Annotated in this window: 15 protein-coding genes and 2 tRNA genes; 8 read left to right on the top strand and 9 right to left on the bottom strand. The window is 46.5% G+C overall.

Annotation, left to right across the window (positions count from 1 at the left end; all coding sequences use genetic code 11):
• Positions 1-15 precede the first annotated feature (15 nt).
• From ON006_RS09380 to ON006_RS09365, 4 genes are all read right to left on the bottom strand, one after another.
• Positions 16-897, bottom strand: coding sequence for a hypothetical protein (locus tag ON006_RS09380; protein ID WP_244825173.1), 882 nt, complete (start codon positions 895-897; stop codon positions 16-18).
• A 104-nt stretch (positions 898-1,001) separates the two neighbouring features.
• Positions 1,002-1,607: an outer membrane beta-barrel protein gene (locus tag ON006_RS09375; protein ID WP_244825174.1), complete on the bottom strand. Its 606-nt coding sequence runs from the start codon at positions 1,605-1,607 to the stop codon at positions 1,002-1,004.
• Between the two features lie 165 nt (positions 1,608-1,772).
• The gene (locus ON006_RS09370; protein WP_244825175.1) at positions 1,773-2,618 is read right to left on the bottom strand and encodes a methylated-DNA--[protein]-cysteine S-methyltransferase; all 846 of its coding nucleotides are present in this window, start codon (positions 2,616-2,618) and stop codon (positions 1,773-1,775) included.
• A 394-nt stretch (positions 2,619-3,012) separates the two neighbouring features.
• Positions 3,013-4,008 carry a Gfo/Idh/MocA family protein gene (locus tag ON006_RS09365; protein ID WP_244825176.1) on the bottom strand — a complete coding sequence of 332 codons (996 nt, stop codon included), beginning with the start codon at positions 4,006-4,008 and terminating at the stop codon, positions 3,013-3,015.
• 95 nt (positions 4,009-4,103) lie between these two features.
• Between ON006_RS09365 and ON006_RS09360 the strand changes: the two genes are divergently transcribed.
• The 4 genes from ON006_RS09360 to ON006_RS09345 all read left to right on the top strand — a co-directional run bounded on the left by ON006_RS09360 (position 4,104) and on the right by ON006_RS09345 (position 6,901).
• A complete protein-coding gene (locus ON006_RS09360) occupies positions 4,104-4,325 on the top strand; it encodes a VF530 family protein (protein WP_244825177.1) in 222 nt (73 codons plus the stop codon).
• Between the two features lie 57 nt (positions 4,326-4,382).
• Positions 4,383-5,267, top strand: coding sequence for a DnaJ C-terminal domain-containing protein (locus ON006_RS09355; protein WP_244825178.1), 885 nt, complete (start codon positions 4,383-4,385; stop codon positions 5,265-5,267).
• A gap of 11 nt (positions 5,268-5,278) precedes the next feature.
• Complete coding sequence (locus ON006_RS09350; RefSeq protein WP_244825179.1) at positions 5,279-5,578, top strand: chaperone modulator CbpM; 300 nt, start codon at positions 5,279-5,281, stop codon at positions 5,576-5,578.
• Between the two features lie 87 nt (positions 5,579-5,665).
• The gene (locus ON006_RS09345; protein WP_244825180.1) at positions 5,666-6,901 is read left to right on the top strand and encodes a DEAD/DEAH box helicase; all 1,236 of its coding nucleotides are present in this window, start codon (positions 5,666-5,668) and stop codon (positions 6,899-6,901) included.
• Between the two features lie 61 nt (positions 6,902-6,962).
• Here the strand turns inward: ON006_RS09345 and ON006_RS09340 are convergent, their stop codons facing one another.
• Both ON006_RS09340 and ON006_RS09335 read right to left on the bottom strand, forming a co-directional pair.
• Entirely contained in the window at positions 6,963-7,427 is a 465-nt protein-coding gene (locus tag ON006_RS09340) for a CHRD domain-containing protein (protein ID WP_244825181.1), read from the bottom strand.
• A gap of 80 nt (positions 7,428-7,507) precedes the next feature.
• Positions 7,508-8,188 (bottom strand): SH3 domain-containing protein, encoded by a 681-nt coding sequence (locus tag ON006_RS09335; protein WP_244825182.1) that lies wholly within the window; start codon positions 8,186-8,188, stop codon positions 7,508-7,510.
• A gap of 164 nt (positions 8,189-8,352) precedes the next feature.
• On the opposite strand from ON006_RS09335, the gene ON006_RS09330 reads away from it, so the two are divergent.
• The 4 genes from ON006_RS09330 (at position 8,353) to ON006_RS09315 (ending at position 10,285) form a co-directional block, all read left to right on the top strand.
• Positions 8,353-8,425, top strand: a tRNA-Lys gene (locus ON006_RS09330).
• A 154-nt stretch (positions 8,426-8,579) separates the two neighbouring features.
• Positions 8,580-8,652: transfer RNA gene (locus tag ON006_RS09325), tRNA-Lys, on the top strand.
• Positions 8,653-8,958: 306 nt separating this feature from the next.
• Entirely contained in the window at positions 8,959-9,321 is a 363-nt protein-coding gene (locus ON006_RS09320) for an ISAon1 family transposase N-terminal region protein (RefSeq protein ID WP_244818749.1), read from the top strand.
• Positions 9,296-10,285 (top strand): ISAon1 family transposase, encoded by a 990-nt coding sequence (locus tag ON006_RS09315; protein ID WP_445440920.1) that lies wholly within the window; start codon positions 9,296-9,298, stop codon positions 10,283-10,285. Before ON006_RS09320 ends, ON006_RS09315 begins: the two co-directional genes overlap by 26 nt.
• Positions 10,286-10,700: 415 nt before the next feature.
• On the opposite strand, the gene ON006_RS09310 is transcribed toward ON006_RS09315, so the two are convergent.
• Genes ON006_RS09310 through ON006_RS09300 form a run of 3 tightly spaced genes read right to left on the bottom strand, consistent with a single transcriptional unit; the run spans position 10,701 to position 14,583 of the window.
• On the bottom strand, positions 10,701-12,932 hold the full coding sequence (locus tag ON006_RS09310; RefSeq protein WP_244818750.1) for a xanthine dehydrogenase family protein molybdopterin-binding subunit: 2,232 nt from the start codon (positions 12,930-12,932) through the stop codon (positions 10,701-10,703).
• Positions 12,933-12,934: 2 nt separating this feature from the next.
• A complete protein-coding gene (locus ON006_RS09305; protein ID WP_244818751.1) occupies positions 12,935-13,954 on the bottom strand; it encodes an FAD binding domain-containing protein in 1,020 nt (339 codons plus the stop codon).
• Positions 13,951-14,583, bottom strand: a complete 633-nt coding sequence (locus ON006_RS09300) for a (2Fe-2S)-binding protein (RefSeq protein WP_244818752.1) — start codon at positions 14,581-14,583, stop codon at positions 13,951-13,953. The genes ON006_RS09305 and ON006_RS09300 overlap by 4 nt, the downstream gene beginning before the upstream one ends.
• Positions 14,584-14,588: the final 5 nt, after the last annotated feature.

The raw sequence follows: 14,588 nt of genomic DNA, 5'->3' as shown, positions 1-14,588 counted from the left end.
GGATTCTGCTAGACGTTAACTGGCGTATTCAAACGGTTTTACATATTTAATGCTTCCTGCATTGTAAACAGTAACCTGCCCTTCCGAATCTGTCGATTTTGACGTTCTCGTCATGGTATTTACATCCAAATTGAAGGCAATGGGCGGAGTCCGGCCTTTCATTTCAAAACCAAGTTTCCGGTAACTGGCTCCTTCCGACCATTCCAGATCCGCGTAGGTCATGATATCGTCTGGCTGCCGGTCTTTGACAAAAACGTTGAGCAATTTATCCAGACCTCCCATCACATTAGTATGTAACAGGCTTGCAAACCGGATCAGCTCGTAGGATCTGACCGTCTCTCCTTCCTGATTAAATATACGTGGATGGCTAAACGTCGCGACCGCTACCAGCAATTCGTCCCCTCCACGATAGGCCTCAAAATCAGCAGCTAACACCCGATAATAGCGACTTGGCAAAAACAACCCATATCTGAATTTGGACATGACAGAGCCATTCAAATGGTTGGATTCCAAAAAACTGACAGCATCTTTCTTCTCAATGCGCCGGGCAATGGTCAGTCGCGCGGGAATTTTATAGGACCGACCCAACATAGCCGAGAGCCGCGATTGGACTATTTCCGGCTTACTGATCCAGTAATCTTCCCAAACCACCACACATTGATTTCCCGCTGCGCGCTCGATTGTCATAAGCTCGAAAGTAGTTTGCATTTTTTTTGGTAAATCTTCATTCAGCCACGTTCCCAGGTGTACTAGGATGAGCTGCATGACATAATCATTACCGCTGAAAATTTTGATCCGGCCAATTTCCGGAACACTGCCAGCCATTTCTTCACACCGAAACCCTATGGATTCAAGCCAGTTGCAGATTGGTTCCTGAAAGTGCTGTTCTGACTTCAATGGCTTATTTTTTCAATTTAGAAAGGCAAGTTATACCGGTTGAGACATATAACAAAAAACGCGCCTGTTTGGCGCGTTCTTGCAATCGTCGAGAATAAGAAGGATTATTTCCCTCCCAGGCCGAAAATGACCCCAACATTAACACCTCCAAATTTGGAAGTGGATTCGAAGTCAATGTTATCGGCGGACCCGGTTGTAGAGCTATGATTTTTGTTACCAAAAACAAAGTGATAAATACCTTCAACCTGGATTCCTAAGTTTCCAAATGCAAATACCAGACCAGCTCTCGGCGCCGCACCGAAATTACTGTGGCGTGAAGACTCAAAGATGGTATTGCCATTATACTTGGCGTCATATTTTGAAAAATATACACCCGCGTCACCACCGATATAAGGACGGATCGGGCCAGTAGCAAAGTAATAATCCAATGTTCCGGTCACGGGAGTCAGCGTACCTGTGGTACGTAATGTCTGTCCTGCAACGGTGTAGTCGCTTCCATCGGCGTAAATTTTACCTGCGACCCCGATTGCCAACTGCGGAGAGGCAAAAACCCTTAAATTAACACCACCACCTGCTACGGTTTTCGAATCCTCTACATTCGACTTCGCGATACCTCCCTGAAGACCCAGTGAAAACTGGGCGAAACTTGCCGAGCTTATTGTCAGTATTACCAGTACAATAGCTAATGTGCGGCTCCAATTCTTTTTCATATCTGACATTAAAGTTACAGGTTTTTATATGTCACCTTTTACTCTAATATCAGTCCATCACCGAAAAATTGCATTGACTATGAGCATTACTTATTCATATACAGCGCATTATAAGTTAATACATATTTCAATTGTGCTATTTCAACCAACAATTTCCTGTGCAAATTATTCCTCATGTTGTCGGGCTGCCTCCCAACCTATCAGCGCTTTTTTACGCAAGCTTCCCCACCGGTACTCACCCAATACACCCTCTTTACGGATTACCCTGTGGCACGGTATCAGGTACGCAATAGGATTATCACCGACAGCCGTCCCTACCGCCCTGACGGCACCCGGATTCCCGATACTTTGGGCAATTTGTTGATAAGTAGTCACTGCTCCTCTCGGAATGTTGAGTAATGCTTCCCATACTTTCAGCTGGAAATTGGTTCCCTGAACCAGTAGCGGCAGCTTTTCAAGCGACTTCTGTGCAGGTTGGAATATACGGTCAACATAACGCTGGGTAATTGACTGATCAGGCTGGATGGTAGCATAATGCCACTTTTTTGCCAGCACGATCAACTGTTCGTCCCGACCAGCATCATCGATAAAAGCCATTGAACATATACCCCGCTCGGTAACCGCAATGAAACAATTCCCAAAAGGCGTTTCGTGAATTCCATAACTGATATCCAGCCCTTTCCCTGAACTTTTAAATTCTTGCGGCGTCACAGCTTCAATGGCTGTAAAGTGGTCGTAAACTCTGCTCTGGCTGGATAACCCGGCAGATTCCGCCAGCTCAACGAGGTTAGAGGATTCTTTGATTTTTTCTTTGAGGTAGCCTGCGGTAATGTATTGCAGGAATTTTTTGGGACTGACCCCAGCCCATTCTGTAAAAACACGTTGAAAATGGAACTGGCTAATACTCACCTCCTCAGCCACATCGAATAGCGACGGCTGTTCTTTGGCATTGGCAACGATAAACTCTATTGCCTTGGCGATTTTGTCGTAATTATAAGTTTGCTGGTTCATCTGAATTAGTATTTGTTGTACAAATTTGGCTGAAATGTACCGCGTGCTCAACCTGAAACTTGCGCAATATCTATGACCACTTACTAGATGACGAGAAAAACAAAATTCAATCAAAAATCGTCCGGAGGGGGAAGCGGCTGGCCAATACAAAACCAACCGGGGAAATTTATTAAACCAAAAGAGCTCCCGCCTTTCATGACAGGAGCTCTTTTGGTTACGGGTCAGTAGTCCTTTTTGCTGTCCTTTTTAGCCTTTTTCTCAGCACGTTTCTCTTTCAGGTTCTTTTCAGGTTCTTTTTTTGTACTACCCTTATCGAGGTTTTTACCTTTTGCCATGACTGTTGAATTTTGAGTTTAAGTTTTAAAATAACTGAAATACCGTCAAATTTGTATTTCTAAAATCCGGAATTATTTGCCTTTGTAATCCAGTCCATGATCAGGTTCGATCTGGCACCGGTGGTTCCGCTGCTCGGACTTTTGCTCTCCCCTCTTAGTTCTTTCACGATCAGGTTGATGAGCGGCTGCTGCACATGTTGCGGGTAGGGAATGTTAAAAACCTCCGTTCCTGCCTCGGTTTCCACTTTAATGTCGAATTTTTCAAAGTAAGAAAAGGTAATGCGTCCTTTTGAACCGATAATTTGCGCCTGGTCCTCTCTTTGCTCCTTATTGACCGTGTAACACCAGCTTCCTTTGCCCAATACACCTGACTCAAACTCAAAATTAGCCATTACAATGTCATCCGCCTCATATAGCCCCGCCTGGTTTCTTGCAATTCCGGTGGCATATTTAACCGGGCCGAAAACGTATTCCAGAAAGTCAAACTGATGTGATGCCAGATCGTGAAAGTGGCCGCCACCTGAAATTTCAGGGTCAACCCGCCAACGCGGCTTCGGATTTTCGCCTACTTCCTCGTCATAAGGCTGCCATTGCAGGCAAATGTCGACAAATCTGACGTCACCTATCACTTTTTGATCAATGAGTTCTTTTACTTTTAAAAAATAATCGAGTGCGCGGCGGTAGTAAGCGACAAAAACCGGCACTCCTGTTTTCATACTCATCGCATTGATCCTGTCACATTCGGCAGCATCCCGGGCCATTGGTTTTTCAATGTAAACCGGTTTACCAGCCAGCATCGCTTTGATCGCAAGGTCTTCGTGCGCATCCGGCGGTGTGGCAATGTAGATCGCGTTAATTTCAGGATCATTGATCAGATCATCGGCATTATCATACCACTTCGGGACCTGATGACGTGAGGCATAGTCGGCTGCCTTTTCCCCGTCCCGTCGCATCACGGCAACCAGACTGGAATTTTCGACTTTATTGAATGCGGGGCCGCTTTTTACTTCTGTTACATTTCCGCAACCAATAATTCCCCATTTTATTTGATCCATGACAAGGGTTGTAAGTTTGAACTAATCATTACGCATAATAATTATTTAATATGAAAAATCTACTTTAAACTCAGATCAACATTTTGCAACCGACTATGGAAGTACAACCCAACAATCCCCTTCACGGAAAGACCCTGGAAGCCATTTTAACCGAATTAGTGGATTACTATGGTTGGGAACAAATGGGTTATCATGTCAATATCAATAGCTTTCAATTTGAGCCCAGTATCAAGTCGAGCCTTAAATTTTTAAGAAAAACTCCCTGGGCACGCAAGAAAGTTGAAGATTTGTATGTAAAAATGCTGGAACGAAAATAGATATATACTTTTCAATGGTCTGTCAAAGACTACGAAACCACCCAAATATTAATGACCATGCCTTTTGTAGATTATTATCAGATATTAGGTATCGATAAAACCGCGGACGAAAAAGCGATCAAGAATGCTTACCGGAAACTGGCCAGAAAGTACCATCCGGACCTGAACCCGAATGACAAAGCCGCGGAAAAAAAGTTTCAGGAATTGAATGAAGCCAATGAAGTACTGAGCGATCCTGAAAAGAGGAAAAAATATGACCAGTATGGCAAAGACTGGCAGTACAGCGAGGAATTTGAAAAGGCACAACAGGCGCGAAGAAGCTCAGGCCAGTCGCAGGGACAGCCTTTTTCCGGCGGCGGAGATAGCTTTTCGGATTTTTTCGAATCCATGTTCGGATCAGGCAGCGGCTTCGGCGGAGGCGGCAGGCAAGCCAGGTACCGCGGCCAGGATTACCAGGCTGAGCTGAAACTCACATTGCGGGAAGCCTACGAAACACATAAGCAGACGCTTACAGTGAATGGCAGGAATATCAGGATAACCGTCCCTGCTGGCATCGAAAACGGCCAAACCATCAAGATCCCCGGGCACGGCGGAAAAGGTGCGAACGGAGGCCCGAGCGGCGATCTGTTCATTACATTCAACATTGAGGCCGACGAAAAATTTCGCCGGTCAGGTAACGACCTTCACCTGAAAGCAGACCTCGATCTGTACACAGCTGTACTGGGCGGAGAACTGGTGATTGAAACATTGAGCGGAAAAGTAAAACTCAATATCAAGCCGGAAACCCAAAACGGCAGCGTGGTGAGATTAAAGGGCAAAGGCTTTCCGGTTTATAAAAATGAAGGCAGCTTCGGGGACCTGTATGTCACTTTTGACATTAAAATACCGACCAATCTTACGGAGCGTCAGAAAGAATTGTTTACTGAATTATCAAAATCCTGACCTGTTATGTTATGGAAAATGATCAATTGATAGCAATAGAGACATTCTGCACTTTTTATAATGTAGAATACTCCTTCGTGGAATCACTACAAAACAATGAGCTCATTGAGACCGTTATCGTCAATGATATTTCGTTTTTGCATATTCCCCATCTTCAAAAGATCGAGCGAATGGTTCGCTTGCATCACGACCTGGACATTAACCCCGAGGGTATTGAAGCCATTCATAACCTGCTCGACCGCATTGCGTTAATGGACCGGGAAATCGTTTCATTAAAAAACAAACTCAGGTTCTACGAGCCGGGTATTTAATAAAATCACGCTTTCCAGATTACCGGCGTATCTTTGTGTCCTTATTTGCGCGGGGCGAGATTTCTCGCCCTGTAAAATCCATTATGTATGAAATTTGACGATTACCACATTGCCCCCGAGATCAAACAAAACCTGGAAACAGCCGGATTTAAACGTCCGACAGACATTCAGTTTAAAGCCATTCCCGCGGTTATAAAAGGCGAAGACGTTCTGGCCATAGCACAAACCGGCACTGGAAAAACAGCCGCCTTTGCCATACCAGTTATCGATAAGCTGCACAAACAGAAGTCCTCCGGCCGGTCCGAAGGCATCAAATGTATTGTAATGGTGCCTACTCGTGAACTCGCGATACAGATCACAGAGGTATTTACAAAAATCGGGCAGCATACCCGTGTCAAAACATTCAGCGTGTTTGGTGGCGTGGAACAAGGCCCTCAGATCGCTCAACTGGAAAAGGGCATTGATATCCTCGTTTCTACCCCGGGACGAATGTTTGACCTGGTAAGCCAGGGACATATCAAACTCAATAAAATAGAAATACTGATATTGGATGAAGCCGATCACATGCTGGATCTGGGTTTTATCAAAGACATTCAGGACCTGATCAAGTTTCTTCCGAAAAACCGTCAGACTTTGTTTTTTTCGGCGACTATTAATGAAAAAATCAAAAAACTGGCCTACTCCCTGGTGCGGAACGCGATCCGAATTCAGATATCACCCAACAATCCCGTAGCGAAAAACATAAACCATTCAGTGGCTTTTGTAGCCATGGATGATAAAAGATTTTTTCTCGAAAGGGTCATTAAAGAAAATCCCGACAGTAAAATCCTCGTTTTTGTACGTACCAAAGTCCGTGCGGAGAGGGTTTATAGCGCGCTGGAAAGAATGGGAATCAAAAGTCTGACCATTCACGGAGACAAGGAGCAGTCCGACCGCCTGACCGCGTTGAATGAGTTTAAAAAAGGCAATGTGAGCGTGTTAATCGCGACAGACGTGAGCGCCCGGGGCATTGACATTGCGAACGTGGATTACGTGGTGAATTATGACCTGCCAGAACAGGCCGAGAACTACGTCCACAGGGTTGGCAGGACGGGCAGAGGAACTCAAAAAGGACTTGCAGTATCATTTTGCAGTCCGGAGGAAAAACCGATTCTGGAAGAGATTCAAACATATCTGGACAAGCCCATTGATGTGTTAAAGATCAGCACGACGGACTATTCCCAAACGCTGGATTTCACGGCAGATACCTCCAATGACATTAAAGCGCTGATGAAGGAAATTGAAGATTATCAGTCAATTAAAAAGAAAAACAAGAAAAAGTAGAACACAAAAAAACGCCTGCAAGACTAATCTTGCAGGCGTTTTTTTGTGTTGAGCGTTTGTATTATTCTTCAAATTTATCAGCCAGGATCTGACCGCGGATCTCACCGTAAACATTGTCCTTTGTAGGAATGTTGACGTAAAGCATTCCGACGATTAGCATGGTCTGCTGCTCAGTATTCAATGTTTTGCTGCCCTGAACCTGGTTACCTGCCGGGTTACTAGCCAATTCAAACAATATAGGACCTGCTTCCCACGCTGGATTGGCGCTGTTGATGGTCACGGACGTAGGTGTAATGTTCTGGTATGTAATGTTATATTTAAGCTCCTTAGTGTTTTTGTTGTATTCAAAAATTCCTGTGCCTTGTCCGGATGATGTCGCTTTCGGAACAGTCGGGGTACTATTTATAACAGCTGAGAATTTAACAATATCCTCTTTATGAGGGCCTTTTTCCTTACAGGAAGAAACAAACCCTAACATTACAACTCCTGCGATCAATAGTAAAAAATGTTTCATTGGCTTTTTCATACATCATTAATTTAAAAAAGTTAACTTCTAAATATACATACAAACTTATATGTTACAAAAATGATACCAAACAGGGCCGGTCAAATATTCCATAGGTCGCTTTTACGTATATAAACGATCTTGTTGTTCCAGATAACCCTATTCCAGTGGTCCACGGAGCCAACAATGGTCAATTTATGGCCTTTCCCGACACGTTCCACCACCGGCGAAGCAGAAGATGGCCCGTCCCTGAGAAAAGTATTTTCATTGACGATAATGCACGTTTGATAAAGAGAAGGGACATTTAAAATCCCCAGCAGAACCAGCAGATAAACAACGATCGAAATCTTGTGAATTTGCAAAATAGGCTCCCTTCGCCGTGCTTTTGTAACCATTATTACAACTATATAGGTCCCCAAAGTTAGAAGCAATATTGGAATGTAATCACCATATCTTCGATAAAATATTATGAAATAATTGTAATCGTCGAATTCATAGCCGGTTAGATTTTGTTCGACGGCGAGTTTGTCCATTTTTTCAAATAACCGTCTGGAAGGGTTTATGAGGGCGAGTTTGCTGAGATAAAACAGGCAGTCGGTGTAATTATTTGTCTTCTCAGCGAGAAAAGCGAGCTTCAAAAGCAGGCTTTGATTATTTTTTTCGTCTTCGCTGAAATTTTTTTTATAGAGGCTCAGCGACTCGGGATACTTGGCCATAGCGAACAGAGAATCAGCCATTTTTAGCTCCTTTTTATCAGCCGAAAAAGCCGGATTCAGGGTCATAATTGATCCTAATAAAATCCAAAACAACAGGTATTTCTTTGTAGGGGCTTGCATTTTACTTTTAAGAATTCTACTTTTGCATCGCAATTACGGAAAAGGCCACGGTTAATCCAACAAGTTGCAAGCTTCCAAAAGCTCACCAAATAAGAGCCAAAAGAAAAAAAGATTCCGTAGCTCAGCTGGTAGAGCAATACACTTTTAATGTATGGGTCCTGGGTTCGAATCCCAGCGGGATCACAAAACTGAGGTTGAACAGTTTAAAAAACAACCAACTCGGCTGATGGACATGCATCACTTTTAATGTATGGATCCTGGCCGGGCCGCCGGGCGGTTCGAATCCCAGCGGGATCACAAAACTGAGGTTGAACAGTTTAAAAAACAACCAAAATACGATTCCGTAGCTCAGCTGGTAGAGCAATACACTTTTAATGTATGGGTCCTGGGTTCGAATCCCAGCGGGATCACAAAACTGAGGTTGAACAGTTTAAAAAACAACCAACTCGGCTGATGGACATGCATCACTTTTAATGTATGGATCCTGGCCGGGCCGCCGGGCGGTTCGAATCCCAGCGGGATCACTTGAAGAAATAACAAAAAGCATCAAAAGCCTGCAACTCAACAGATTAGCAGGCTTGTTTCTTTGCCGGTTATGCCAAAAGAATCAATTGGGAAAACCTACGATACAACACCCTAAACTTGGGATCAAATCAAAAACTTGTGGAGCGTATAGGATTTATCTAGGTTTGTGTTTTTAATCAAACCAGTTTGTTTTGGAGAGTTTCCTGCCTATCATTCAATTTCTATTACCAGAGTTCATCCTCGAAAATTTTGAGTTAACTTCTATCGACCGGCAGGACGGTGTCTTCCACGTGCATATCGATGAGAAAAATGCAGATGAGAATGATCCCGAAAGAAAGAATCTACTCTCCAAAGGCTTCTTTCCGACAATTACTGTTCAGGATTTCCCAATTCGAGGCCATAAGGTCTTTCTTCACATCAAACGCCGCAGATGGCTCAATACCAAAACTGGAAAAGTAGTTTATCGAGACTGGACTGAGGTAGCTAATGGAACACGGATGACTAGTGAGTTTTCCGCTTTTTTAAAAGATATCAGTCGATACCAACCCGAATAGTGCCTGGGCGATCGGACGGTTCTACGGTGTTAACGGCAGAGATTTACTACGTCAATATCGTGATTTTCAGAGTGGGTTTAAGGATTGGAGCCAGCGAAGCCATGCTAAGAAGTGGCTTTTGTTTCCTAAAAATATCGGGTCTCACCTATCCATTGACGAGACTAGCCTTTCGCATGGTGAGTTATATACCATCCTTACAAACAAAGCTGCCAAAGGAGGCAAAGGGAGCATTGTAGCCATTGTAGCAGGCACCAAGGCCGAAGCGGTTATTGAAGTCATCCGCAAAATCCCGGAATCTCTGCGGAAGAAAGTGTCTGAAATTACCCTGGATATGGCCGGCAGCATGACAATGATCGCCAAGCGTTGTTTCCCACGAGCTACCAGGGTTACAGACCGTTTTCACGTGCAAAGGTTAGCCATTGAAGCTTTGCAAGAAATCCGCATCAAACACCGCTGGGAGGCACTGGATCAAGAAAATGACGCCATCGAGCTGGCAAAAGCTTCTCAGGCAGAATATCAGCCAGAAATATTGCCCAACGGTGATACCGTGAAACAACTACTTGCACGGGCCAGATATGCATTGTACAAAAAGCCCAATACCTGGACGGACAGTCAAAAAGAAAGGGCGCAACTTCTCTTTGAACGCTTCCCAGACCTGAAAAAGGCATATGAGCTGGCGTTGGAGCTAAGTAACATCTTCACAAACACAACTGAAAAGATATACGGGTTGACCAGGCTTGCCAAGTGGCACGAGAGGGTCAGGCAGTCCGGCTTCAAGTCATTCAACACAGTCGCCCGCTCGATTGAGAACCATTACAAGACCATTGTCAATTATTTTGATAATCGCAGCACCAATGCATCTGCTGAGTCCTTCAATGCAAAGATCAAAGCATTCAGGGCTCAGTTTAGAGGTGTCAGGAATGTAGAATTCTTCCTGTACCGCCTGACTCAATTATATGCTTAATCCAAGTTGCTCCACAACATTTGGTCTTGATCCGATATTTGTCTTTCCTCTCTTTCCGACACATTTGCCGAAGATATCTATGACTATCTGACGCTACATGTTGCTAAACCGCTAGCGCAGATACCTGCTTGGAAGGAAGGGAAATGGTGCGTCAGATCGTCAAAATTGTCGTCAAAAAGACGTACGCCCCGGCCAACCCTGGAAGTTATCCCGCTAGAATTTCGGCAGGCCAAGAAAATCCTGCAAAACAGTTTAGCGTTGACAGGATTTCCAAAGTTCGGGATACATTCGATTTTCAATGCTTCACAGGCTTTGCATATCAATTTGACCCTCTCATAGAAGGGCGAGTTCCAATGGAGAACCCGAACGCCGCTACTAATAAGCTCTTCAGCCAGATTCATTTGTAAATTGAGCATCAAGATACCTGCTGCATTACCTTATCGGGCGTGATGGGCAACCGTCTGATCCGCTTACCGGTTGCATTAAACACGGCATTGGCAACCGCCGCAGAAAATCCGATCAGCGCAATTTCCCCCATTCCCTTTGCACCCATCGGATTAATGACCGGGTCGGGTTTATCAATGAAAATGGTTTCGATCGCCGGCACGTCGGCATGTACGGCCACATGATAATCGGCCAGGTTGTTGTTGACAAATCTGCCAAAGCGGTGATCAATAATTGCTTCTTCTGTCAGCGCCATTCCAATGCCGCCTGCCACGCCGCCAATCATTTGGCTGGCTGCTGTTTTGGGGCTGATAATCCGGCCCGAATCGGCTACGCTGACCGCTTTGGTCACACGGACAGCGCCAGTGAGCGCATTGACTTTAACCTTTACAAAATGCACCGAGAACGAATACATCGAATATTTTTCCAACTCCGCGCTCCCTTTCGAATCGGCAGTTTGTACAATTGAGGGCAGATTATTGGCTTTCAGCAAATTAGTTACCGTCACCTTTGTTGAAGGGCTGTTTGAAATAAAAACATTTCCATTTTCTATTGAAAGATCGGCCACCTTACTGCCCGCAAGCGGCGCGCCTGCTTTTGTTGCAAGTTCAAACAGCTCATTTTTGATTTTTGTACAAGTGTCAAATACAGCAGAGCCTACCGCCGAAACAATCGCCGAACCGCCCTGACTTGGCGCTTTCGGCAGCGAGGTGTCGCCATACTCAACCTTAATACGTTCGAAAGGAATATCCAGCACATTGTGCGCTATCATCGTCAAAGCTGTGCCTGTACCCGGACCGATATCGGTCACCGCGCTTTGCACCACCAGCGATCCGTCCGCATTGAGCACCACTCTGGCCGAGGCTTCCCATCTGAATGCATTGAAAACGCCCGTGCTCATGCCATAACCTGTGAGCCAGTTGTCTTCTTTGATGCTACCTGGCCCGTTTTTCCGGTCTTTCCAGCCGATAGCCTCTGCCCCACGCTCGTAGGCTTCTTTCAGATGCTTGCTTGAATAAGGCCGGTTATGTTCAGGATCGGTTTCCGAGTAGTTTTTAAGCCTGAATGCAATCGGGTCCATGCTAAGCTTGTACGCCATTTCATCCATGGCCGATTCCAATGCAAATGCACCGGTAGCTTCACCCGGACCGCGCATCCAGATCGGCACGCTTCGGTCAAGTCGTACCAAGCGATAGCGCGTACTTACATTTGGACAGTCGTACATGAACTTGGTCATGTTGACGGTCGCTTCCGTAAAATCTTCGTATTTAGCCGTTTCTGCCGTGGCTGCATGATGAATGGAGACCAGCTTGCCGTTTTTGTCTGCCCCCATTCGAATGGACTGGGCTGTGTAGGGCCGGTGGCCAACCATGGTAAACATCTGGCTCCGGTGCATCACCAGCTTCACGGGACGACCTACTTTTTTTGCAATGGCCACCGTTGCGGTTTCCTGCGGCCAAGTGCGCAGTCCCATTCCAAAACCACCTCCCATAAATTCGGTATGCACATGGATATTTTTCGGTTCCAGTTTAAATGCCTGCGCCATCGCCTGCTGGGTTGAATTGACGCCCTGCGTTTTGGCATAGATCATTAGCTTGTCGGCGCCGGTCCAGTGCGCGAGGATCCCATGTAATTCCATTGGGTTATGCACTTCAATGGGAATCGTATATTCGGATTCGAGCTGCACCGGGGCCGATTCGAAAGCTTTTGCATTGCCCCGCGAGTAATCGCCGCCCCTGGGCGTGATCTCGTCTTTTTTGTATTTTTCAAGATCCGTACGGGCCGTTTGTTTGCTGTACACAGCCTTAACCAAAGACGCGGCGTAGGTCGCGCGTTCGTAGGTATCGGCGACAACCATGGCAATAGGTTGGCCGTCGAACAGGATTTTTGGACTGCTTAGAATGCGGTATTTTTCTTCCGTGTCAGGTTTGGGCGGCGGTCGGTCGGCCTGCTTGCTTGTCGGCGCATCCCAGCCAGGAATCGGCGGCATATTCTGATGAGTAAATACACCCAACACGCCAGGAGCGCCCTGGGCCTTTCTGGTATCTATACTGGTAATGGTTCCGCGCGCGATATCACTGCCTACGATGACACAATAGGCCATATTCGGAATGGCGAAGTCGGCAAAGTATTTGGCTCCACCGGTCACCTTCATTCGGCCGTCTACCCGGTCAAGCGGTGGGTTTTTTGCATCTTTTTTCATGGTCAGACGGTTTGAGTTGCGATTTGAAGTGCTTCGATAATGGAATTCGGGGCCAGGGTTAGTTTGAAATCATTTTCGCCATAACCTTTCGCGCCCTGCATGGCCAGCGTGGCGGCTTGTCTGAAATTTTCCAGGGTAGCTTCTCTCCCTTTCAGATAACGTTCCGCATCAGTCAGCCGCCAGGGCTTATGCGAAACGCCCCCCATTGCCAGCCTGATATCCTGAAAGGTTTTTCCCTTCATATCTGCAGCAACCGCCACCGACACCAGCGCGAATGCATAGGAAGTGCGGTCGCGTACTTTGAGATAATGTGCGTATTTGCCGAATTCATTCTTAGGCACATCTACCGAAAGGATCAATTCCCCCGGCAATAGCGTGTTATCCTTCTGCGGGGCATCGCCCGCCAAGCGATGGAATTCAACGAAAGGAATGCTGCGGTTGCCTTTGGGACCCGTCACATTGACGGTTGCATCCAGTGCAGCAAGCGCGATGCACATGTCGCTTGGGTGCACGGCAATGCATTTTTCCGAAGTGCCGAAAATTGCATGCATCCGGTTAACACCCCCGATCGCCCCGCATCCCGCCGGACCATTGGCCTGGCCTTTCGAAGGACCCGACTGAACCGGTCCGCGTTTGTTGCAAGGCATGGAATGATCGTAAAAATACGGACAGCGCGTGCGCTGCATCATATTGCCGCCCACGGTCGCCATATTGCGCAGCTGGGCGGAAGCGCCTGCATTTAAGGCCATGGATAATAATGGGAAATGCTTTTTGATCAGCGCATGATCGGCCACCGCCGAGTTTTTCGCCATTGCACCGATGCGGACACCGGTAGTAGTTTCTTCAATCGTTGCCAGCGGCAGACGATTGATGTCGACGAGGCGCTCGGGAATGATCACTTCCCTTTTGACAAGATCGATCAGATTGGTACCTCCTGCTAGAAAATAAGCGCCACTTTCCTTTGAAACGGCCGATACCGCTGCCTGCGCCGTGTTGGCACGCGTGAATTGGAATAGGTTCATATCCGTCCTCCTTTCGATTTAACTTCCATAATCGCTTCCACAATGTTCGCATACGCGCCGCATCGGCAGATATTCCCGCTCATATATTCCCGCACTTCGTCGGGCGAATTGGCGTGGCCTTCGTTAATGCAGGCGACGGCCGACATGATCTGGCCTGGCGTGCAATAGCCGCATTGAAATCCATCGTGTTTGATAAAAGCTTCCTGCATGGGATGCAACTTTTCGACACTTCCCAATCCCTCGATCGTTGTGACTTTGCTTCCTTCCGTGGTAAGTGCCAAAGTAAGACAGGAATTGACGCGCTGGCCATCGACATGCACCGTACAGGCCCCGCACTGGCCGTGGTCGCAGCCCTTTTTGGTGCCGGTCAGGTTTAACTGTTCGCGAAGTAAGTCCAGCAAAGTTACCCGTGGCTCGATAGACAATTGCTGAGCAACACCATTGATCTCCACGCGAAGTGGCTGCTGTTCAAATGCAACTGCGATCTTTTCATCCACACCCTTCTCGACGGCATGAACCGCGGCGGGCGGTGCCAGCGCGAAGGCAGCGAGCGCGGAAGATTGTTTCAGGAATGCACGCCGCGATGCACCAGTGCTTTCCGGCTCTTCGGCATTATTTTCGTTCTCCATGGTGA

The sequence above is a fragment of the Dyadobacter pollutisoli genome (genome assembly GCF_026625565.1).
Taxonomy (GTDB): domain Bacteria; phylum Bacteroidota; class Bacteroidia; order Cytophagales; family Spirosomataceae; genus Dyadobacter; species Dyadobacter pollutisoli.
Note: the sequence above shows the minus strand (reverse complement) of the source record. Positions and strands in the feature narration are given on the sequence as shown.